The sequence below is a fragment of the Acinetobacter tibetensis genome (assembly GCF_023824315.1).
GTDB lineage: Bacteria > Pseudomonadota > Gammaproteobacteria > Pseudomonadales > Moraxellaceae > Acinetobacter > Acinetobacter tibetensis.
The window spans coordinates 2,372,496-2,395,647 of sequence record NZ_CP098732.1 but is presented as its reverse complement, the minus strand read 5'-3'; the positions used below and the strand labels follow the sequence as shown (position 1 = coordinate 2,395,647).

The window sequence follows — 23,152 nt, the reverse complement described above, 5'->3', positions numbered from 1 at the left end:
GGCTAGGTTGTTTAATTGCAACTGGGTGTTTTGACTTTATAGACAGTAAAAAGATCAGGTGTTGTATATAAGAATAGAAACAATTCTGTTAAAGTCAAAAACATGCAAAAAATTTGGAATGCATGCACAATTAAAATAAGGACAAAGGTGACAATAATGACAAGAGTTTATCCCTTGTTAGCATTGATAACATTATTCAATACAACTTATGCGCAAGACCATCATTATTTACCAGATGCGAAATTGACGCCTGAAAGTGTCAGCACATGGAATCTTGGAGCAGGGGTAACCCAACAACTGATTCACTTAAATGCTGAATGGGTCAATCCTTATGGTATTGCCTATGGCAAAGCAGGTTTTTTTCTTACTGATGATTCGCCTTTTGGAACACAAATTGGTTTTAGATATCCTTACTATTTCACAGGGAAGGATAAAAACGGGTATTATGTGGGGGCTTATGCGGGTCACATTGCCAGTAAGCAAGTGGACAATAAAGATGAAACGCGCTTAGGCGCGGGTGTAGATCTTGCATATGTTTTGTTAGACAAAGATCGCATTAGTACATTGAGTGTCGGGCTTGGGGCAGGAGAAGAATTAAAAAATCGTGAGGGTGAGGTTGTGGAACACATCGAACCGAAAATACAATTCTCTTATACATTAAGTATGGGCTTAAGCAGAAAATAACCTGTTTAAAAAAAATTAAGAATTAATCTCTGTTATTTAGTCATTATTTTGGAAAATATGCATGCTTGAGTACATCAATCAGTTGTGGCAAACCTTTTTGAATCGTCCCGATTTTTGGGCTGTGCTGAGCATTATTCCTGTAACTGCATTTGTGACCTGGGCACACGTCTGGATGGCGTTAAAAATGGTATTTTATCCAATTACTTTTTGGGGATTCCATTTGGGACCTTTGCCTGTGGGTTGGCAGGGGATTGTGCCGCGAAAGGCAGGACGCATCTCAGGGATCATTACCGATAACACCTTGTCTAAATTGGGTTCTTTGCGCGAATTTCTAGATGCCATGGATCCAGAAGATATGGCACGTATTATCGGTGAACAGGTTGGCTTTGAACTGGAACATCTGATTGATGAAGTGATGGTCGATCGCAACGCCGTACTTTGGGAAAATCTACCTTATTCGATTAAACGCCGTATCTATGCGCAGGCGCATAAGCAGCTTCCAGAAGTGTTAAGAGAGCTGGTAACAGAATTAACTGTGAACGTCGAGTCATTGGTTAACATGCGTGAAATGGTGGTCAGCCAAATGGAGGGTGATCGTCGTTTAATGGTCCGTATGTTCTTAAAAGTGGGACAGAAAGAAATCAATTTCATTTGGCACATTAGTGCTCTAATTGGAATGTTTTTTGGCGTGTTCCAAATGATTGTGTGGTTTGTGGTGCCTTGGCACTGGACAGTTCCGTTTTGGGCATCGGTTTGGGGTTTTTTAACCAACTGGATTGCAATCTGGATGGTCTTTAACCCGATAGAGCCACATTATGTACGTTACCCGCAACTCACTGAATTAACTAAAGATCGTAAGTTTCCTTGGGTTAAGCCTGTCTGGCCTAGAATCGGAACGTATAATATCCAAGGTGCGTTCATGAAGCGTCAGGAAGAAGTATCGGACGTATTTGCGAGTGTAGTCACAGAAGACCTGATTACGTTAAAATCCATCATGACTGAAATGATGTATGGTAGTAAAAAAGACAAAACACGTCGTATCGTCAAACGGCATATTAACCAAATTATGGAAACTCCACTGGTTAGAACGTCATTACAGTTATCTTTAGGGCCAAAAGAGTACGCAAAACTCAAGACGGACTTGATTGATCGCTCAATTGAAATTACGATGGTGCCAGTATGCGACCCTGCGTTCAATGCGAGCCGTGCACAGAAAATCTTTCAAATGTTCCGAGAGCGTATTCGAGAGTTAACGCCGAAAGAGTTCCAGAACCTGTTACGTCCTGCATTTCAGGAAGACGAATGGATTCTGATTGTATTAGGTGGGGTCACTGGATTTATAGCTGGTACAATACATTTGTTTGTGGCTTTCTTATAATTAGATACTCATGCTGACTGTTTAGATCTGCATAATTGTTGGCTCGAAGTATCATACATATTGTTTTAAATGAGGATGTTTTTTTATGCGCATTATCTTACTCGGACCACCTGGAGCAGGTAAAGGTACACAAGCTCAGTTGATCTGTAAGCGCTACAATGTCCCACAAATTTCAACCGGTGATATGCTCCGTGCTGCAATTCGTGAAGGTACTGAATTAGGTCTTAAAGCTAAAAGCGTAATGGAAAGCGGTGGTCTGGTTTCTGATGAACTGATCATTGGTCTGGTAAAAGAACGTATTGCTCAACCTGACTGTGTGAACGGCTGCATTTTTGATGGTTTCCCGCGTACGATTCCGCAGGCTGAAGCTTTGGAAAAAGAAGGCATTAATATCGATCATGTGATCGAGATTGAAGTTCCTGACGAAGAAATCGTTCAGCGTTTGTCTGGTCGTCGTCAGCACCCTGCATCTGGTCGCGTTTATCATGTTGTTTACAACCCACCAAAAGTTGAAGGCAAAGATGACGAAACTGGTGAAGATTTGGTTCAACGTCCAGATGACCAAGAAGAAACTATTCGTAAGCGTCTAGGTTCATATCATACAGAAACTGAACAGTTGGTTGGATTCTACCAAGGTCGTGCTGCTTCTGGTGAAAATGCCCCGACTTATGACAAGTTAAATGGTTTACGTGCAATTGAAGACGTACAAAAAGATTTGTTCGCGATTTTAGATCAGTCAAAATAATTCAAAACTGAATTTTTGACTTTAAAAGAGTCCTAAGTCATATTAGGGCTCTTTTTATTTGTCCGAACTTTTTGAGGATACGATTTTGTTAAAAATTGGTTTATTCATTTTAGTGGTGGCTTGCTTAGCGCTGTTGTTAGGTTTGTTGTATATCAGCTTTAAAATGTTAAGAGAAACCCAACAAAAGCAAAAAGAAGAAAATAAAACTGCGCCAAAACCTGAGTACACGTTGCACCCGAAATTAAAACAAAAGCCACCTAAGCAATAAGCCTGTCTGTCGTCTGATCACAGCGCATGTCAGTTCTATGCGCTGTGTGATTTAGATATTGCTTACGGGGATTGCCCGTGCAGCCCCAAATTCAAAGCGCTCTGGCCAATTACACACATCTGAAACCACACATTCGGCACACTTGGGTTTACGTGCGATACAGCAGTAACGACCATGAAGAATCAGCCAATGGTGTGCATCCACCATAAATTCTTTAGGAATGACTTTGACCAGTCGGTGCTCAACTTCGAGTACATTTTTCCCTACCGCCAACCCAGTCCGATTACCTAAACGAAAAATATGCGTATCCACCGCCATGGTTGGATGTCCAAATGCTGTATTCAGTACCACATTTGCAGTTTTACGTCCAACGCCAGGTAAAGCTTCCAAGTCAGCACGATTATTGGGCACTTGACTGTTATGTCGCTCTATTAAAATTTGGCAGGTTTTAATGACATTTTCAGCTTTGGAATTATATAAACCAATGGTTTTGATGTATTGCTTGAGTCCTTCGACACCCAGTCCAAAAATGGCTTCAGGCGTATTGGCAATGGGGAATAATTTGTCCGTGGCTTTATTGACACTCACGTCAGTGGCTTGAGCCGATAAAGTCACAGCAATTAACAGCTCAAATGGTGTTGAAAAGTTTAATTCAGTGGTTGGATTCGGACGTTGATCGCGTAAACGTTCAAAGAAGGTTTGAATTTGCTTCTTGGTCATGTTTTTAGCGGTAGAGGTTTTGGTTGTCATGTTTAAACCCCCTGCAATGCATTGAGTTGTTCGGTCAATGTTAGCAATTGAGCACGTTTGGCGACATCTTCACGAACACTAAGTTGTTTTTCTAATTTTTTAATTTGTGTCCGTAACTTTGCCAATTCAATGGTTGATTGGGCATTTTGATTGGCTACAGCAGGTGTTTTATCTGCAACTTCAATCACAGGTACAGAGTCAAGTTGAGCCGAAAATTGAGCAAATAATGTGGTATCAATCTCGGCACGTACCACAGGCCCTTTGCGGTGCAAGCGCCGAGTTTCTTCTCGCTGAATGTGAGCATAGTAGCGCTGGCGTAAATTGTTTTGTTCCTTAGTACGCTCAATTTCATTCGGTAAGCTATTCAAGTCTTCGACTAAATCAATGCAGTCGACTGGACAGGGTGGAATACAAAGTTCACAGCCCGTACACAAATCAGTTAAGACACTGTGCATGAGTTTACCTGATCCAATAATCGCATCGACAGGGCATGCACTAATACATTTGGTACAACCAATACATTCATCTTCTCGAATAATGGCTTTCATCCGTTGCGGACGTCCATCCGCCTGAAGTGGCCATACACTTTCTTCAACCTGTAAATGTTGGCGCTGTAGCAAAAGGGCTAGAGCATCTGCAACAGGTTGCCCACCTGGTACGCATTTATTGGCTGCTTCTCCTTCTGCAATCGCTTTGGCGTAGGGAAGGCAACCATCTCGATGACCACATAAACCACATTGAGTTTGGGGGAGTAGAGAGTCGATGTGTTGAATGAGAGCAATTTGCGAAATCATGCGAAAACCACACCTGTCTTTAAAACAGGATTAGAGAGATAGAGTCAAATTTTCCCGAATTTTAGCATGATTCAATGGATTAATCTTGTGTTCCAAATTAATGCATTTAGTGTATTTATATAGTGCAAGGCTTGGGTGAATTGTTAAGCTAGGGTTTAAAAAATAGAAAAGACAAACTTTGAGTAATAGTTAAATAATTGTTTGTTATATATTGAAAATATGATGTTATTTTAAATAAATATTGTGGAAGGTAGATAAAAAGTATTTAATGTTTTGCGCCAAAATTTATCACTTAATTTAATTTTGACCTATTTTGATTCATAAATTGCTGAGGATGAAGTGTTGAAATACAGTAGCCTAAACGACTTTTTGGATTACGTAAAAACACGTGATGCACACCAACCCGAGTTTCTACAAGCGGTAGAAGAGGTGATGACCAGTCTGTGGCCATTCATTGAAAAGAACCCAAAGTATGCAGCACATGGATTACTTGAGCGTTTAGTTGAACCAGAACGTGCCATCCAATTCCGCGTGTCATGGGTAGATGATCAAGGCAATACCCATGTAAATCGAGCATTTCGTGTTCAATACAACTCAGCAATTGGCCCATTTAAGGGGGGAATGCGTTTCCATCCCTCTGTCAATTTATCCATTTTAAAATTCTTGGGTTTTGAACAGACTTTTAAAAATGCCTTAACAACGTTGCCTATGGGTGGCGGAAAAGGGGGTTCTGACTTTGACCCTAAAGGGAAGTCAGAAGGCGAAATCATGCGTTTCTGCCAAGCATTAATGATTGAGCTATACCGTCACTTAGGTTCTAACACAGATATTCCTGCTGGAGATATTGGTGTTGGTGGTCGTGAAGTCGGTTATATGGCAGGCATGATGAAAAAGCTCAGTAATGACACTTCTTGTGTATTTACTGGTAAAGGCTTGGCATTTGGCGGCTCTTTGGCACGCCCAGAAGCAACGGGTTATGGCACAGTATACTTTGCTGAAGAAATGCTAAAAACGCGTGGTGACAGTTTCCAAGGAAAAACTGTGACCATTTCAGGTTCAGGTAATGTTGCACAATTTGCTGCGGAAAAAGCCATGTTCCTAGGTGCAAAAGTCGTATCACTTTCAGACTCGAATGGTACGGTTTATGTCAAAGATGGTTTCACCGACGAACTTCTAGCAGAAGTGATGCATTTGAAAAATGAAGCGCGTGGACGTATTTCTGAATTTGCATCTAAGCATGGATTTGAATATTTAGAAGGCAAACGCCCTTGGGGGATTCCTTGTGATATTGCTTTACCATGTGCAACTCAGAATGAATTGACGGGTGAAGATGCAGAGGTATTATTAGCTAATGGTGTTTTCTGTGTTGCAGAAGGTGCCAATATGCCTTCAACCCTCGATGCTGTTGAAAAATTTGTTGCAGCGAAAATTTTGTATGCACCAGGTAAGGCATCCAATGCAGGGGGCGTTGCAACCTCAGGTCTAGAAATGTCACAAAATGCTTTGCGTTTAGGGTGGGGTTTCGAAGAAGTCGATGAGCGCTTACATGCGATTATGAAAGACATTCACCGCAATTGTGTTAAATATGGCACCAAAGCAGACGGTAGCATTAATTATGTGGATGGTGCGAACATTGCAGGCTTTGTAAAAGTTGCAGATGCCATGCTGTCACAGGGTGTGTTCTAAAGCTGAATAAATAACACAGCATAAAAAAGCCGATGTAATTGCATCGGCTTTTTTTATATGTGCTTATTTTACAGTTTCGGTTTCAATGACCATATCTTTCACATAAGCATATTTTGATTGATCCGCAGCAGGGTTTTGACGTTCAAAACGTTTTACGCGAACAATTTGGCGGGTTTTAGAATCGTGAGTATAGCCTTCGATATGGTCGTAGAATAAAGTCCAATCTTTATCGACAGTTGTTTTTATACCTTTGTCATCATATTTGATTTCACGAACTTGTAAGCACTCAATGCGAGCGACGCCAGCGGAACAGGTTTTTGTTTCTGGTGAAATTTCTAAAAAGAGGGTTTCACCTTGAGATTGATATTTCGTTTCAGGTGTCATTTTCCCAACAAAGACATGTTTTTCGCCTTTCGCAGAAACCAGTGTTAATGTCGGTGCTTCAATATTTTGGCTATTCAACGTAAATTGAATTGAACGTTGACCGAGTAAATCTGCTGCTAAGCGTTCTTGTTGCATCGCGGGTTCAGCACAAGCCATTTGTGTGCCCATCATTGCACCTGTGACAATTTTGTCACCTTCAATTTTCCAGCTCGTACCTAAACCGTTACAGCTCGTTTTTACGGACAATTGTCCTTGTGTATTAAACGACAGTGTTAAAGGTTTTGGCGTGGTCGATGTAGTGCTGATCCATTCATAGGCAGCAAGTGTTTTGTTTTGATCAGGAATTGATTGTACATTCACGGCTTGATCCAAATTTGATGGTGTTTGAGTTGATTGGCAAGCAGCAAGAGAAAAAGGCAACAAAGCAAGTAAAAGGTATTTCAATTTCATTTTTAAATTAACACTTTAGTGAATAGCTACAAAACTAAAGGTTAAATGATTAATAAAAAAAAGAAATGAATACGTGTACAACATTTGTATTCATTTCTTTAATGTTTATAAAGGATTAGTCAAAACGATAAATGTCCATTCCCAATGAACCCATTGTGAAACTGCTATGTACAATGTTGAATCGCGTTCCAGTACCCATTGCAAAAAATAGAGGCGCAAAATGTTCTAGGGTTGGATGGTTGCGCTGTACATAGGGAATGCTGTTCCAGTCCAATACCGCTTCATAGTCTTGATGCGTTAGTTTTTGAACCACGTAATTACGGAAGGTGGATGCCCATACAGGCACATCCTGAGATTCCCCATGCCATGACAATTCAGACAAATTATGGGTAATACTGCCTGAACCAATCAGTAAAACTTGTTGTGCACGTAAAACTGAAAGAGCTTGCCCAATTTGATAAATCTGTTCTGCGGACATGTGCATGGGGAGTGAAATTTCAACCACGGGGATATCTGCATTCGGGAACATGTGGAGTAATGGCATCCACACACCATGATCACGCGGGCGGCTATTGTTAGCATGCGCATCAAATCCTGCATCGGACAGACGCTTTAAAATGTCTTCGGCAAGTTGAGGTTCACCTGGGGCAGGATAGCGAATTTCATACAGCGCAGGGGGAAAACCACGAAAATCATGCCAAGTTTCTGGGCGGATGCCCGTATTGACTTCCAGTGCCTGACTTTCCCAGTGTGCTGACATCACAACAATGGCTTTGGGTGTCGGGAGATTTAAGCTTAAACGGTGTAAAGCTGGGCCAACTTGTTCAGGGTTAAGCGCAAGCATGGGAGATCCATGTGAAATAAATAAACCTGGTAAAGTTTGTAGATTCATTGTCTTGCGCCTAATTTGAATAAAAGAATATGTTCATCATGCCAAATACGAATAATTGAATAAATAGTTTCTATTCAACGTATTGTTGCAATTATAGAATGATGGAGAACAGCTTTAACCCGCCCGATGATAGGGATGATTGTGGTTAATACTCATGGCTCGATATAACTGTTCAATCAGCATGACACGCACCAAAGGGTGTGGCAAGGTCAGTTTAGATAACGACCAATGCCACGCTGCTGCTTTACGGACCGCTTCTGAATGACCATCTGGTCCACCAATTGCTAAGGCAACATCATTGCCTTCCAACATCCAAGATTTCATGGTGTCTGCCAGTTTTTCAGTGCTGAATTCACGACCACCCACTTCAAGCGCAATGAGCGTTTCATTCTGTTTGAGCGCATTTAAAATGCTATCACCTTCAATTTGTCGATATTTTAAAATGTCGGCTTCAGAATCATTTTTTCCACGCTTTGCCATTGGTAGCTCAATAATTTGAGTCTGTACAAAGGGTTGAATTCGTTTGAAATAATCTTCAAAACCCGTCAGAACCCATGCTGGCATTTTTTGACCGATGGTCAGAATTCGTATTTTCATATCTGGCATCACATGCTAATTCAGCAGAATTATAGCGTTGAATGAACACAATCCAATGTCGATATACATTTTGCAATTGAAAATAATTACTGGCTGTTGCATTAATGCTCTTTAAGAACGAAAAAAATTGCGATGACGGTGGAATAATAATAAATGAAAAGGAAGAAATTTTTTAAAATAGGTTGGGTGGGTTTACTGATGGTCGCTATATCGGTGGCTACGCAGAGTCAGGCCAATTCTGCCATCAGTCAACAAGCTGATGTTCAGAATGTACAACTTTATCTACAGCAAATTATTGGTACAGGTTCATTTCGGAATCATCAAAATACTGCCGAATTAAATCGAGTTTCTGCTTGGATCAAAGAGCAAATGCGTTTATTTGGTATTCCTTGTCAATTTCAGAATTATATTGTGAATCGGCAGAATTATCGCAACGTGGTCTGTTCATTAAATGTGGGAGGTGCCGAAAAAGTCATTGTGGGCGCACACTATGATGTGTTTGGTGAAGTACAGGGAGCAGATGACAATGCCTCTGGGGTCGCAGGAGTAATTGAAACGGCTCGTATTTTGTCACAGGAAAAAAGCCATCTGAGCCATAATGTAGAATTTACTTTTTATACGCTTGAAGAACCGCCGTATACCAATACTGAATATATGGGCAGTTATGTACATGCCAAATCCGTACAAGCACAGCGTGATAAGATTCGAGGAGTTTATATGCTGGAAATGATTGGCTACTACGATGCAGCACTGGTACAAGAATATCCTGTTGGATTGAAATGGATTTATCCAAGTCACGGCAACTTTATTGCAGCGGTGAGTGATATCGATTCGCGTGGGCTAGGTGAGCGTTTTTGTGCTGCAATGCAGCAGTTGGAATGCCAACGTTTAGTTGCACCCTCTTTTACCCCTGGGCTGAATTTTTCCAGTCATAGCAACTATTGGAATTATGATATTCCTGCGATTATGCTGACCGATACCGCCTTTTATCGGAATAAGAATTATCATACGACTGCGGACAGACTAAAGACTTTAAATCTTGAAAAGATGACCCAAGTGATCGATGGGCTGGTGCAAACAATATTGAAGTAAATAATGTGGGATAAAAGGGCATCATTATTTTTTATGTAGAAAAAATAAAGAATACCAATAAAAAACGCAGTCCTTGAATAGTGTAAGGACTGCGATCAAGAGATTATCTGCCTGGAGAAACAGATAACCTTTAGGAATAAGAAACATACAGCACATATGTATTCTTACTATTATATATGGGGCTTTTTTTCTGTTTTTTCAAGTCTGATTTGTGAAGGTAAACTTACTTAATACTAAAAGTCAGAACATACGATAATCTTAAATTATTTACGATACACTGGTTTACTTCATGGAGTGTAAACCAATCATATTCCCTTCTGTATCAAAAGCTAAAACAATAAATCCGTACTCACCGATTGAAGTTTTTGTTTCATGGATTTTGCCACCAGCATGACCAATTCGGGCAGCTTCATCTGCACAGTCTTCACATGAAAAATAGATTAATGTGCTATTCCCACCAGCGGCGATACCTGACATTTTTACCAAAGCACCAGAAGCGCCATAGGCTTGCATATCTGATGGGAAAGCCCACATTTGAAGCGAGTTACCCTCAGAAGGAGGAGTGAGTTCAGAGAGTTGAATCTTAAATACGGCTTCATAAAATTGTTTGGCTCTGGTTATGTCATTGACATATATTTCAAACCATCCGACAGGGTTTTTCATTTTAATGGTCCTGTATCATCCTATGGATGCAATTTATTGTAGGGGATAAAAGCATAAAGATATGTGGTGTTATCAACAGTAAATTGTAATAAAAAAAGAGAGCCGTAGCTCTCTTTTCATTCTTGCTGAAATTAGTGACGTGCTGCTTTTTTACCATCATCGACTGGTTTTACAATCGGTGCTTTAACCAAAGGTTCAGGCATAGAGGTCAAGGCAAGAGGCAAAATCTCATCAATTGATTTTACCGCTTTAATTTCAAGACCTTCTTTCACATTTTCAGGAATCTCGGCAAGATCACGGACATTATCTTGAGGAATGAAGACTAATTTAATGCCACCACGATGTGCAGCAAGCAATTTTTCTTTCAAACCACCAATACGCATTGCACGACCACCAAGACTGGTTTCACCTGTCATGGCAATGTCAGGGCGAATTGGGATGCCTGTGAAGGCAGAAACCAATGCTGTAGTCAGTGCTAAACCAGCAGATGGACCATCTTTTGGTGTTGCACCTTCTGGTAAGTGGACGTGAACATCGGTCTCTTCAAAGCGAGTTGACTCGATGCCTAACTCATCTGCACGTGTACGTACCACGGTCATGGCTGCGGTAATCGATTCTTTCATCACATCACCGAGTGAACCCGTAGTAATGAATTTACCTTTACCTTTCACAGCAGCAACTTCAATGGTCAATAACTCACCACCGACAGAAGTCCATGCTAAACCGTTGACACGACCGACTTGTGCTTCATCTTCTGCCATACCAAAGTCAAATTTATGTGGACCTAAGTAGTCTGGAAGATTAGCCGAAGTCACATCAACTTGTAGGTTTTTCGCCTTTTTGCTGACCGCTTCTTTTACTACTTTACGGGCAATTTTCGAGACTTCACGCTCTAAGCTACGCACACCAGCTTCACGTGTATAACGCTGCACGATGTCACGAATCGCTTCTTCATGAACAGTCAGTTCTTTCGCACGTAGACCATTGTTCTTAATGGCTTTAGGAACAAGGTAGCGTTCAGCAATATTGACTTTTTCATCTTCGGTATAACCCGGTAGACGAATCACTTCCATACGATCCAGCAAGGCTTCTGGAATATTCATGCTGTTGGCAGTACAGATGAACATCACTTCAGACAAGTCTAGATCAAGATCTAAATAGTGATCGTTAAACTTGTTGTTCTGTGATGGATCGAGTACTTCAAGCAACGCAGAAGCAGGGTCGCCACGGTAGTCTTGCGCCATCTTGTCAATTTCGTCGAGCAAGAACAATGGGTTCTTTACACCAACTTTGGTTAAAGACTGCACAATTTTACCCGGCATCGCACCGATATAGGTACGACGGTGACCGCGGATTTCCGCTTCGTCACGTACGCCACCCAGCGCCATACGGACAAACTCACGACCAGTCGCTTTCGCAACAGATTCGCCCAGTGAGGTTTTACCTACACCCGGAGGGCCGACTAAACATAGAATCGGACCTTTGAGTTTTTTCACGCGAGATTGAACTGCGAGATATTCCACAATACGATCTTTCACGTCGTCTAAGCCGTAATGATCTGCATCGAGAATTTCTTGCGCTTTGCTTAAGTTAATGCTGACTTTGCTGGCTTTATTCCAAGGCGTATCTAAAATGGCCTCGATATAATTGCGCACCACAGCCGCTTCACTAGACGCAGGTTGCATTGCTTTGAGTTTACGGAATTCGCTTTCAGCTTTTTTACGCACGTGTTCGGGCAAATCAGCTTCAGCAAGACGTTTTTCAATTTCAGCAACGTCATCTTCCGCACCGCCATTCATGTCAGAAAGCTCACGCTGAATGACCTTCATCTTTTCATTGAGGAAGTATTCGCGTTGATTTTTCTCCATTTGACGCTTTACTGAGTCATGTAAAGTTTGCTCAATCTGTTGCTCTTCAGATTGTTGCAATAAATATGTCATCAGTTCTTGTAAATGTGCTTCAAATTCATCGTGTTCGAGGAATTTTTGCTTCACATCAATATTCAGTGGAACACGGGTCGCTACGAAGAATAACAATTGTAGTAAATCGTCAATCTTGTTCGCAGCAGCAATCAGTTCACGTGCATTACGTAGTTTTGCTTCCGCATATTGAGCAAACAGGGCACGTAATTCTTGAACGCGTGTTTCTTGCGTTGTTTCGTCAATGTGGACTGACATTGGGCTAAGCGCATGTTCTGCGGTTAGATAATCATTTTCATCAATGATTTTTTCTAGCTTTGAACGATGCAAGCCTTCAATTAATACTTTTATACAGTTTTCATCATTTTCATGATTCACAACTTGCACAATCTTCGCGACAGTACCGTATTGATATAAGTTGTCGTGATCAATTTCTTCTGAAAGAGAATCTTTCTGAGCAACCACAAATACTAGATTGTCACTGTTACGAGCCACATCAACTGCATTGATCGATTTTTCACGACCTACAAATAGCGCGATTTGCATGTGTGGATACACCACCACATCACGTAACGCTAAAAGTGGTAATACACTTGGAACCTGAGGCTCTAAGGTTTCTTGATTCATAATAATTTCAGACATGGGCACTCCTAATGAGTGACAACGGTGTTGCCATATTTTTTATAGTGATGGGTATTTTAAAAAATACAAGGGTTGGTCAAAGCAAATTGTATAAAAAATGACTAAACATTTGATTTTTGAGTATTCTCAACAGTCAAAAATGTCAATTTTAGCGCTTGAAGCGTAAATATTGTTGAGGGGTGAGTAGCCCATCCAAAGGTTGATCCCATTTTTCTCGAATGAGATGCTGTGGTACTAACTGGAAGTGATGGGCCAAACCGAGGCGAAACGGACGGTGATAGGGCGCAGTAGCCAAGGTTTTGTCGTAAAAACCACCGCCCATGCCAATGCGTGTGCCATAAGGATCACACGCCAATAAAGGCATCAGTAGCAAATCTAAATGTGAAACGTGCTGCCCACGTGTTGCCATGGGTTCTTGCATACCCAGCGGATGGTGGGAAAAACGCTTATTTTGAAATTGATTGCGTGAAACTTTGACCCACACCAAGCGTTGATTCATATTGCAAATCATCGGTAAATACACCGACTTTTTTTGATGAAAACAATATTCAATGATTTTATGGGTCTGAATTTCCCCAAAAGCATGTAGGTAGATACCGACACGGGTGGCATGTTTGAATTCGGGCACACGTCTTAGGCGCTGTAAAATTTGCTGTTCGGACTGCTGCTGTTGATAGGCGGAAACTTGTCTGCGTTGTTTGCGAAGCTGTTTTCTGAGTTGGGCAAGTTCAATCGACATGGTGAACGCAGTCCTGAGTATCAAAAAGGTGAGTGTTAAGGTGATCGCCAAGTCAAAAAGACAGCATTTGTTTATGGTGCAGTCGTTGAACCTTTTTTCAGTTCTTGCAAAATTGGGCAGCAACTGTCTGTTGTGGTTTTACATTCATCCACCCAACTTGAAAGACGCTGTTTCAGTGCATTCAGTTCTTGAATCCGTTGATCAATTTTTTCCAGTCGTTGCTGAATTACTTCACGGACTTTCTCTCGATCATCCAGTTGTAAATGTAGTAGATCTTGAATTTCACTGAGCTGCAAGCCAGCATCTTTGCCTTTTTGAATAAAGCTTAAGGTTTCAATGTCTTGTTGGCTGTAATAGCGATAGTTTTGCATGGTTTCAGGAATGCGCATGAGACCAATTCGTTGATAATAACGAATGGTTTCCACATTCACTTGACAGTGTTTTGCCAGTTTGCCGATAGTGAGCATAAAATAATCTCCAAAAGGCTTGACTCAGTACCTAGGTACAGACTTTATGCTAACACAATCAAAAAATAAAAGGTGAGTCAGAATGAGTGAACAACACAAAACGTCTTGCTGTTCCAAACAGAAATTAGCGCCTACTGTGGTAAATATCGATCCTGTCTGCGGTATGACTGTGGCGGAAGATTCTCCACATGTGTATGAGCATCGATCAGTTCGTTATTTGTTTTGTTGCTCAGGCTGTTTGAAGAAATTTGCCGCTAATCCAGAGGCTTACTTAAGCTCAGAAAAAAAATCAAGCGCTTGTTGCAGTAAACCGAAAACAGAGATAAGCGATGCTTCATCTCAGGTGAAAGAGGAAAGTGCTGTAGTGACTTCCAAAGGTTGTGGTTGTGCATCAAAAGCTGTTTCAGATACAGCGAAGACCATATTTATTGACCCTGTATGTGGCATGACCGTGACAGATTTAACTAAACCGCATACTGAATGGCAGAATCAGAACTACTATTTTTGTAGTGAAAAATGTCAGCAAAAATTCATTGCCAATCCAGAGGCTTATGTAAAAACTGAAGATGCAACATCGGGGTCTACTTCTACTGCGGGCTGTTGCGGGTCAACTCAGAAAGAGACAGAGAAAAAAACGTCTTGTTGTGAGCCAAAACCTCACACAGCGCAAGATAGCAAAGCAAGTTGCTGTGCAGCAACGCCTAAAGCAGAACCTGCAAAAAGTAGCTGCTGTGGTGGGAAACATCAACATGAACATCCTGCTCCATCAGGGTCATCCACATTTATTGACCCTGTCTGCGGTATGTCCGTTGACCCAAATACAGAGTTAAAAACTGATTATCAGCAACAGACTTATTATTTCTGTAATCCATCTTGCTTAGACAAATTTAAGGGCGATCCTGAGTTTTATTTACTTCCACCTGATCAGCGTCCTGTGCCTGAAGGGGCTGCGGATATGGATTATACCTGTCCGATGGATCCTGAGATTGTGCAAAAAGGGCCGGGCACGTGTCCAATTTGCGGTATGGCGCTGGAGCCGATGCAACCGACTTTAGATGATGCACCAAACCCTGAATTGGTTGATTTTAGCCATCGCTTTTGGATGACTCTACCACTGACCTTGATTGTGTTTGTTTTGGCCATGGGTTCACATCTTCATAGTTTCATTTCACCGCATATTCAGCCGTGGATTGAGCTAGTCCTTGCGACCCCTGTGGTGTTGTGGGCGGGTAAACCGTTTATTGAGCGCTGTTGGACCTCATATAAAACCCGTAACTTGAATATGTGGAGCCTGATTGGGGTTGGGGTATTAGCCGCCTATATTTATAGTGTCGTGGCGACCATCTTCCCAAGCCTGATTCCGATGGCAGCCAAAACAGGGCATGGCGTCGCGGTGTATTATGAAGCGGCCTGTATGATTGTATCTCTGAGTTTGCTTGGTCAAATCATGGAGCTAAAAGCCCGTGCCAAAACAGCCGATTCATTGAAAGCCTTGCTGAAACTCCAAGTCAACACCGCCAAGTTGGTTCAAAATGATCAAGTGATTGAAGTGGATATTGGCATGGTCAAACAAGGCGATATTTTACAGATTTCCTCAGGTGATCAGATTCCACTGGATGGGGTGGTGGTAGAAGGCAAAACCTATGTCGATGAAGCCATGATGACAGGTGAACCTGTACCTGTGAAAAAGCAAGTGCATGACACTGTCATTGGTGGCACAGTGAATCAACAAGGCAGCATTCGTATTCAAACTACAGCGGTCGGAGCGAATACGACTTTGGCGAAAATGATTCAAACGGTGGCAGAAGCACAGCGTTCAAAAGCACCGTTGCAACGTTTAGCCGACGTGTTTGCCAAGTATTTTGTGATTGTGGTGTTACTGATTAGTGCTTTGACCTTCATTGCATGGATGGTGTTTGGTGGTGCGCAATTTGACTTGGCACTGATGTGTGCGGTGGCGGTACTGATTATTGCCTGTCCATGTGCGCTTGGTTTAGCAACGCCAATGTCCGTGATGGCTACTACAGGTCGTGCAGCACAGAAAGGTGTTCTGTTTAAAGATGCGGAAGCGATTGAAGCCTTAAGTAAGGTCAATACGCTGATAGTCGACAAAACTGGAACCTTGACGGAAGGTAAACCAAGCCTTAAAGAAATTCAGTTGCTCTGTCCAAATGTGGAACAAACTCAAGTTGAACAGTGGATTGCCTCGATTGAACAGTATTCAAGTCATCCAATTGCTCAAACTCTGACTCAGTTGGTGCCTGCACAGCAATTACTTAAAGTGGCAGACTTTGAAGATGTGACGGGCTTTGGCGTGAAAGGTCAGATTGGCGAGCAAACCCTCTATATCGGTAGTCAAAAGCTGCTTGAGCAACTCGGTATCACGTTAGACACTACACTACAAAGCCAGTTAGACCAGCAACGTGCAACAGGCAATGTCATAAGTTTCTTGAGCAATAGCCAAGAGGTACTGGCGTATATTTCTATCCATGATGCGATTAAAGCCAATGCGCATCAAGTGATTCAGCAATTGATTGATGATGGCATTGAAGTGGTGATGGCAACAGGTGACCATGAGAAAAATGCGCAACTGGTGGCAAAAGAGTTGGGCATTCAGCATGTGCATGGCAACTGTACCCCAATCGAAAAACTGGAGATTGTGAAGAAATATCAGGCTCAGGGCAAAATTGTTGCCATGGCGGGTGATGGGATTAATGATGCACCAGCGCTTGCCCAAGCCAATATCGGGATTGCGATGGGCAATGGAACTGATATTGCCAAACAGACGGCACAAGTGACGTTGGTGAAAGGCGATATTCGTGGAGCAGCCGATGCCCTGCATATGGCGAAACTCGGTGTACGGAATATGAAACAGAACCTTGCTTTTTCTTTTGTGTATAACGGGTTGGGTGTACCTGTCGCAGCGGGGATTTTCTATCCACTCACTGGGTTATTACTTACCCCGATGTTAGCCGCAGTGGCGATGTCGCTCAGTTCATTGTCTGTGGTCTTAAATGCTTTACGTTTGCAAAAGGCAAAATAAGTCCAGCAGCATATAAATGGTAACAAAAGCCTCAAGCATTTCCTTGAGGCTTTTTTCTATTTACGGCATAACAGATAGAACAAAACAAAAACTGAAGTGTCGACAATAGAACTCAAGGGTCATTCAGCACAACTTCGTGATTGGACTCAAATCAAGTGTTGATAGAGCAGGTCACGACATGGACATATAAAATGCAGTTCTATCACAAAATAAGCATGGAAATAAGATTTAAGATATTGAATTAAAATAAATTATAGAGCTGTTGTATTGAAGCATCTTTAGAACGGATACCCGATATGATTTTACTTAAACGTTGTCAAGTCTTCGTCGATCACTTTTGCAAGTCTAATACCAAAGTTGTTGACAATCTTGTTGCATTTTAATTTATTTGTGCTTATTTTAGCTAATAATTGATCTGATTGTTGACAATATGCAAATTGACGAGCTGTCTCCACAGACAAAACAAGTCGCTACAGCGACTTTAACCGACCAGATTTTCAGAAAAATTCAAACTGCGATTGTGAGCGGTGAAATTACACCTGGCAGTAAAATTTCTGAACCAGAACTGGCGCGTGTGTATGGCATTAGTCGTGGACCTTTACGTGAAGCCATCCACCGCTTAGAAGGACAAAAACTGGTGGAGCGTACCGCTCATGTTGGTGCGCGTGTTGTGTCTTTATCGCATCAACAATTGTTTGAGCTGTATCAAATTCGTGAAAACTTGGAAGGTTTGGCTTGTCGTCTGGCTGCACAAAGCATCGACAAACAACAGATTTTAAATTTGCGTGAAGTGCTGCATTTACATGCGCAAGACCCGAATTTTAAAGAAGGTAAAGGCTATTACTTACAAGAAGGTCAGGACGATTTTCATTATTGCATCATCAAAAACTGTGGCAATAAAACTTTGGAAAAGATGTTATGTGATGAGTTGTATCACCTGATTCGGATGTATCGAATTCAGTATTCCAAAACGCCAAATCGTCCGCATCGAGCCTTGTCGGAACATATTCGTATTTTAGATGCCATTGCCGAAGGTGATGCAGAACTCGCGGAATTACTGATGCGACGCCACATTGCTGCGTCTTATCAAAACATTGAACAAAACCTAATTTAATGATGAAGAGAGAGGGAGGACGTATGTCAACGTTATCAGCAGGGCAGAAATTCCGTGATGCGGTTGCAAGTGAACATCCATTACAAGTGGTCGGAACCATCAATGCCAATCATGCTTTATTGGCAAAACGTGCAGGTTACAAAGCCATTTATTTATCTGGCGGTGGGGTGGCAGCAGGCTCTTTGGGTTTACCTGACTTGGGCATTAGCAACCTCGATGATGTACTGACAGATGTACGCCGTATTACCGATGTATGTGACTTGCCTTTATTGGTCGATGCCGACACAGGTTTTGGTGCTTCAGCATTTAACATTGCCCGTACCACCAAAGCACTCATCAAGTTTGGTGCAGCGGCTATGCATATTGAAGACCAAGTCGGCGCGAAACGGTGTGGTCACCGTCCAAACAAAGCCATTGTTTCACAACAAGAAATGGTCGACCGTATTAAAGCGGCGGTTGATGCACGTGGTGATGACAAGTTTGTGATTATGGCGCGTACCGATGCTTTGGCTGTAGAAGGTTTACAAGCTGCAATTGACCGTGCAGGTGCTTATATTGAAGCAGGCGCGGACATGTTGTTCCCCGAAGCAATTACTGAATTGGCGATGTATAAACAATTTGCTGCTGCAACGAATGTTCCAATTTTGGCAAACATTACAGAATTTGGTTCTACGCCATTATTCACCACAGAGGAATTGGCTTCTGCGGATGTCAGCATTGCGCTTTATCCTCTTTCAGCTTTCCGTGCGATGAACAAGGCAGCGGAAAATGTCTACACCACTTTACGTAAAGAAGGCACACAAAAGAACGTGGTTGATACCATGCAAACCCGTCAAGAATTGTATGACCGCATTAACTACCATGCGTTTGAACAATACCTTGATGCCTCTTTTGTCAAAAATAAATAACAGTTTAACCATAAAAATCTTCGCGTCAGTGTAGGAAATAAAACTGACGCAAAGCATAAAAATGAATTGATCCACCCAATGGAAGAAGGAAGATCTCATGAATGCAACAACAAGCGGATTCAAACCTAAAAAATCAGTCGCACTCAGCGGACAAGTGGCGGGTAATACAGCACTTTGCACCGTAGGTCGTAGTGGTAATGACTTGCACTACCGTGGTTATGACATTTTAGATCTTGCGGGTCAAAGTGAATTTGAAGAAGTGGCTTACCTTTTGGTTCATGGCAAATTACCGAATAAAGCGGAACTCACAGCCTATAAAAATAAACTGAAAGCACTTCGTGGTTTACCCGCATCACTTAAAGCGGCTTTAGAACAACTCCCACCGTATGCACACCCTATGGATGTGATGCGCACAGGTGTATCAGTTCTTGGTTGCTTAACGCCAGAGCATGAAGACCATAACTATGCGGGTGCACGCGACATCGCAGACAAATTAATGGCATCTTTCGGTTCAATGTTGCTTTACTGGTATCACTTTAGCCACAACGGTAAACGTATTGAAGTTGAAACTGATGATGACTCAATTGGTGCGCACTTCCTACATTTGTTACACGGTGAAAAACCATGTGAACAATGGATTCAAGCCATGCACACGTCGTTGATTTTGTACGCAGAGCATGAGTTCAACGCATCGACGTTTACGTCACGTGTAATTGCAGGTACAGGTTCAGACATGTACTCAACCATTGCAGGCGCGATTGGTGCATTACGTGGTCCCAAACATGGTGGTGCAAACGAAGTTGCATTCGTGATTCAACAGCGTTATGACAACGCAGATGAAGCAGAAGCAGACATTCGTAAGCGTGTAGAAAACAAAGAAGTCGTGATTGGTTTTGGTCACCCTGTTTACACCATCGCTGACCCACGTAACGAAGTGATTAAGCAAGTTGCACTTGAATTGGCGGATGCGCAAGAAAACAAAAAAATGTATTTGATTGCGGAACGTTTAGAAGCCGTGATGAAAGAAGTGAAAAACATGTTCCCGAACCTCGACTGGTTCAGTGCTGTGAGCTATCACTTAATGGGCGTTCCAACTGCAATGTTCACACCATTATTCGTGATCGCACGTACAGCAGGTTGGTCAGCTCATGTGATTGAACAACGCCAAGACGGCAAAATCATTCGTCCAAGTGCGAACTATACAGGCCCTGAAAACCTCAAATTTAAACCATTGGCGGAGCGTGGTTAATGAACACAAAATACCGTAAACTGCTGCCAAATTATAAGGGCGATACCCAGCTTGAATATTACGACGTGCGTCAAGCCGTTGAAGATATTCAGCCAGGCGCATACGAAAAACTGCCTTACACCTCTAAAGTACTTGCAGAACAATTGGTACGCCGTGCCGATGCCGAGAACTTAACTGCCTATTTAACGCAGTTAATTGAGCGTCGTCAGGACTTGGACTTTCCATGGTATCCAGCGCGCGTGGTGTGTCACGACATCTTGGGTCAAACTGCTTTGGTTGACCTTGCAGGTTTGCGTGATGCAATTGCTGACAAAGGCGGTGACCCATCTAAAGTCAATCCGGTTGTGCCGACTCAGCTTATTGTTGACCACTCTTTAGCAGTGGAATACGGTGGTGCTGACCCAGACGCTTTTGAAAAAAACCGTGCTGTTGAAGACCGCCGTAACGAAGACCGTTTCCACTTTATTGAGTGGACGAAAACCGCATTTAAAAATGTCGATGTGATCCCTGCGGGGAACGGCATTATGCACCAGATTAACCTAGAGAAAATGTCTCCAGTGATTCAGGCACGTGATGGCGTAGCCTTCCCAGATACCTGTGTAGGTACGGACTCACACACCCCACATACCGATGCTTTGGGTGTTATTTCTGTGGGCGTGGGTGGCTTAGAAGCTGAAAACGTGATGTTGGGTCGTGCATCTTGGATGCGTTTGCCAGACATTATTGGGGTTGAGTTTGTAGGTCAGCGTCAGGCAGGTATTACTGCAACAGATATCGTACTTGCTCTAACTGAATTCTTGCGTAAAGAGCGCGTGGTTGGTGCATACCTTGAGTTCTTTGGTGAAGGTGCTGATAGTATGTCTGTGGGCGACCGTGCAACCATTTCGAACATGACACCAGAGTACGGCGCTACGGCTGCAATGTTCTACATCGACCAAAACACGATTGACTACTTACGTCTAACAGGTCGTGAAGATGCTCAAGTGGCATTGGTTGAACAGTACGCAAAAGAAATTGGCCTTTGGGCATCTGACATGACCAAAGCAGAGTACCCACGCGTACTACGTTTTGACCTATCAAAAGTAACGCGTAACATTGCTGGTCCATCAAATCCACATGCACGTGTTTCAACTGCCGACCTAAAAGAAAAAGGCATTGCAGGTGTTGTTGAAAACCGTTCTGACGGCTTAATGCCAGATGGTGCAATCATTATTGCCGCAATTACTTCATGTACCAACACTTCTAACCCACGTAATACCGTGGCAGCAGGTTTGTTGGCACGTAAGGCAAATGAGCTAGGTTTAGTTCGTAAACCTTGGGTGAAATCATCATTTGCACCGGGTTCAAAAGCGGCTGCACTTTACCTTGAAGAAGCGGGTGTTCTAAAAGACTTAGAGCAACTCGGTTTTGGTATTGTGGCTTACGCTTGTACGACTTGTAATGGTATGTCGGGTGCGTTAGATCCAGTCATCCAACAAGAAATTATTGACCGTGACTTGTACGCAACAGCAGTATTGTCTGGTAACCGTAACTTCGATGGTCGTATCCATCCATATGCAAAACAGGCGTTCTTGGCATCTCCACCGCTAGTTGTGGCTTATGCAATTGCAGGTACGATTCGTTTTGACATCGAAAAAGATGCTTTGGGTCACGATAAAGACGGTAACCCAATTTACCTGAAAGATATCTGGCCATCTGACGCTGAAATTGATGCGTTAGTTAAAGAAGCTGTGAAGCCTGAACAGTTCCGTAAAGTCTACATTCCAATGTTTGATTTAGGCGTAACCGTAGAGGCCGAAAGTCCGCTTTATGACTGGCGTCCACAAAGTACTTACATCCGCCGTCCACCATATTGGGAAGGGGCGTTGGCTGCACCACGTACTTTAGCGAACATGCGTCCGCTTGCCATTTTGGGTGACAACATCACCACTGACCACTTGTCGCCTTCAAACGCGATTTTGATGGATTCGGCTGCGGGTGAATATCTTCACAAAATGGGTCTACCAGAAGAAGACTTCAACTCATATGCAACGCACCGTGGTGACCATTTGACTGCACAACGTGCAACATTTGCTAACCCGAAACTCTATAACGAAATGGTAGTTCGTTCAGACGGTACCATTAAGCAAGGTTCAAAAGCGCGTGTAGAGCCAGAAGGCGAAGTAATGCGTATGTGGGAAGCAATTGAAACCTACATGAACCGTAAACAGCCATTAATTATTGTTGCGGGTGCTGACTACGGTCAGGGTTCAAGCCGTGACTGGGCTGCGAAAGGTGTGCGCCTTGCGGGTGTTGAAGCGATTGTGGCAGAAGGTTTTGAGCGTATTCACCGTACCAACTTGGTGGGTATGGGCGTGTTACCGCTTGAGTTTAAACCGGGCGTAAACCGCAAGACATTAAAGCTAGATGGTACAGAGCTTTATAGCGTGATTGGTAATATTGCGCCGCGTTCTGATTTAACTTTGGTGATTGAGCGCTCAACTGCCGATGGTAAAAATGAAATTGTGGAAGTGCCAGTCACTTGCCGTTTAGATACAGAAGAAGAAGTTTCTGTATATGAAGCGGGCGGTGTATTACAGCGTTTTGCACAAGACTTTTTAGAAGGCCAAGTGGCTTGATACTTTAGTTAAACATTATTGATATTGTTCAAAAAAAGCCCTATCTTGATGATGGGGTTTTTATTTGGAC

20 protein-coding genes are annotated in these 23,152 nt (G+C 42.5%); 11 read left to right on the top strand and 9 right to left on the bottom strand.

What is annotated here, in order from left to right; genetic code table 11:
* Positions 1–156: 156 nt before the first annotated feature.
* From M5E07_RS11655 to M5E07_RS11640, 4 genes are all read left to right on the top strand, one after another.
* Complete coding sequence (locus M5E07_RS11655) at positions 157–684, top strand: hypothetical protein (RefSeq protein ID WP_116759754.1); 528 nt, start codon at positions 157–159, stop codon at positions 682–684.
* Positions 685–745: 61 nt separating this feature from the next.
* Entirely contained in the window at positions 746–2,062 is a 1,317-nt protein-coding gene (locus tag M5E07_RS11650) for a DUF445 domain-containing protein (RefSeq protein ID WP_116759752.1), read from the top strand.
* A gap of 85 nt (positions 2,063–2,147) precedes the next feature.
* Positions 2,148–2,807 carry an adenylate kinase gene (gene adk, locus M5E07_RS11645; RefSeq protein WP_116759750.1) on the top strand — a complete coding sequence of 220 codons (660 nt, stop codon included), beginning with the start codon at positions 2,148–2,150 and terminating at the stop codon, positions 2,805–2,807.
* Between the two features lie 85 nt (positions 2,808–2,892).
* Positions 2,893–3,075: a hypothetical protein gene (locus M5E07_RS11640; RefSeq protein WP_252219407.1), complete on the top strand. Its 183-nt coding sequence runs from the start codon at positions 2,893–2,895 to the stop codon at positions 3,073–3,075.
* A 51-nt stretch (positions 3,076–3,126) separates the two neighbouring features.
* Here M5E07_RS11640 and nth read toward each other — a convergent pair whose 3' ends face one another.
* Entirely contained in the window at positions 3,127–3,825 is a 699-nt protein-coding gene (gene nth, locus M5E07_RS11635; protein WP_252219405.1) for an endonuclease III, read from the bottom strand.
* 2 nt (positions 3,826–3,827) lie between these two features.
* Complete coding sequence (locus M5E07_RS11630; RefSeq protein ID WP_252219403.1) at positions 3,828–4,619, bottom strand: RnfABCDGE type electron transport complex subunit B; 792 nt, start codon at positions 4,617–4,619, stop codon at positions 3,828–3,830.
* 342 nt (positions 4,620–4,961) lie between these two features.
* On the opposite strand from M5E07_RS11630, the gene gdhA reads away from it, so the two are divergent.
* Entirely contained in the window at positions 4,962–6,305 is a 1,344-nt protein-coding gene (gene gdhA / locus M5E07_RS11625) for an NADP-specific glutamate dehydrogenase (RefSeq protein ID WP_252223799.1), read from the top strand.
* 63 nt (positions 6,306–6,368) lie between these two features.
* On the opposite strand, the gene M5E07_RS11620 is transcribed toward gdhA, so the two are convergent.
* The 3 genes from M5E07_RS11620 to rlmH all read right to left on the bottom strand — a co-directional run bounded on the left by M5E07_RS11620 (position 6,369) and on the right by rlmH (position 8,628).
* Positions 6,369–7,139 carry an META and DUF4377 domain-containing protein gene (locus M5E07_RS11620; RefSeq protein WP_252219401.1) on the bottom strand — a complete coding sequence of 257 codons (771 nt, stop codon included), beginning with the start codon at positions 7,137–7,139 and terminating at the stop codon, positions 6,369–6,371.
* A 115-nt stretch (positions 7,140–7,254) separates the two neighbouring features.
* A complete protein-coding gene (locus M5E07_RS11615; RefSeq protein ID WP_252219398.1) occupies positions 7,255–8,031 on the bottom strand; it encodes a DODA-type extradiol aromatic ring-opening family dioxygenase in 777 nt (258 codons plus the stop codon).
* Positions 8,032–8,145: 114 nt separating this feature from the next.
* Positions 8,146–8,628, bottom strand: coding sequence for a 23S rRNA (pseudouridine(1915)-N(3))-methyltransferase RlmH (gene rlmH / locus M5E07_RS11610; protein ID WP_026441300.1), 483 nt, complete (start codon positions 8,626–8,628; stop codon positions 8,146–8,148).
* Between the two features lie 153 nt (positions 8,629–8,781).
* Here rlmH and M5E07_RS11605 point away from each other — a divergent pair, with 153 nt between their 5' ends.
* On the top strand, positions 8,782–9,720 hold the full coding sequence (locus tag M5E07_RS11605; protein ID WP_434087783.1) for a M28 family peptidase: 939 nt from the start codon (positions 8,782–8,784) through the stop codon (positions 9,718–9,720).
* Positions 9,721–10,002: 282 nt separating this feature from the next.
* Here M5E07_RS11605 and M5E07_RS11600 read toward each other — a convergent pair whose 3' ends face one another.
* From M5E07_RS11600 to M5E07_RS11585, 4 genes are all read right to left on the bottom strand, one after another.
* Positions 10,003–10,383, bottom strand: coding sequence for a VOC family protein (locus tag M5E07_RS11600; RefSeq protein ID WP_116759738.1), 381 nt, complete (start codon positions 10,381–10,383; stop codon positions 10,003–10,005).
* A 131-nt stretch (positions 10,384–10,514) separates the two neighbouring features.
* Positions 10,515–12,944 carry an endopeptidase La gene (gene lon, locus M5E07_RS11595; protein ID WP_116759736.1) on the bottom strand — a complete coding sequence of 810 codons (2,430 nt, stop codon included), beginning with the start codon at positions 12,942–12,944 and terminating at the stop codon, positions 10,515–10,517.
* A 148-nt stretch (positions 12,945–13,092) separates the two neighbouring features.
* Positions 13,093–13,683 carry a 5-formyltetrahydrofolate cyclo-ligase gene (locus tag M5E07_RS11590; protein ID WP_116759734.1) on the bottom strand — a complete coding sequence of 197 codons (591 nt, stop codon included), beginning with the start codon at positions 13,681–13,683 and terminating at the stop codon, positions 13,093–13,095.
* Between the two features lie 71 nt (positions 13,684–13,754).
* Positions 13,755–14,150, bottom strand: a complete 396-nt coding sequence (locus tag M5E07_RS11585) for a MerR family transcriptional regulator (protein WP_252219396.1) — start codon at positions 14,148–14,150, stop codon at positions 13,755–13,757.
* Positions 14,151–14,232: 82 nt separating this feature from the next.
* On the opposite strand from M5E07_RS11585, the gene M5E07_RS11580 reads away from it, so the two are divergent.
* From M5E07_RS11580 to acnD, 5 genes are all read left to right on the top strand, one after another.
* Positions 14,233–17,193 (top strand): heavy metal translocating P-type ATPase, encoded by a 2,961-nt coding sequence (locus M5E07_RS11580; RefSeq protein WP_252219394.1) that lies wholly within the window; start codon positions 14,233–14,235, stop codon positions 17,191–17,193.
* 430 nt (positions 17,194–17,623) lie between these two features.
* Positions 17,624–18,307 (top strand): GntR family transcriptional regulator, encoded by a 684-nt coding sequence (locus M5E07_RS11575; protein WP_116759728.1) that lies wholly within the window; start codon positions 17,624–17,626, stop codon positions 18,305–18,307.
* A 23-nt stretch (positions 18,308–18,330) separates the two neighbouring features.
* Entirely contained in the window at positions 18,331–19,215 is an 885-nt protein-coding gene (prpB, locus tag M5E07_RS11570; RefSeq protein ID WP_016165869.1) for a methylisocitrate lyase, read from the top strand.
* Between the two features lie 97 nt (positions 19,216–19,312).
* Positions 19,313–20,464 carry a bifunctional 2-methylcitrate synthase/citrate synthase gene (gene prpC, locus M5E07_RS11565; RefSeq protein ID WP_252219392.1) on the top strand — a complete coding sequence of 384 codons (1,152 nt, stop codon included), beginning with the start codon at positions 19,313–19,315 and terminating at the stop codon, positions 20,462–20,464.
* Positions 20,464–23,082 carry a Fe/S-dependent 2-methylisocitrate dehydratase AcnD gene (gene acnD / locus M5E07_RS11560; protein ID WP_252219390.1) on the top strand — a complete coding sequence of 873 codons (2,619 nt, stop codon included), beginning with the start codon at positions 20,464–20,466 and terminating at the stop codon, positions 23,080–23,082. Before prpC ends, acnD begins: the two co-directional genes overlap by 1 nt.
* Positions 23,083–23,152 lie beyond the last annotated feature (70 nt).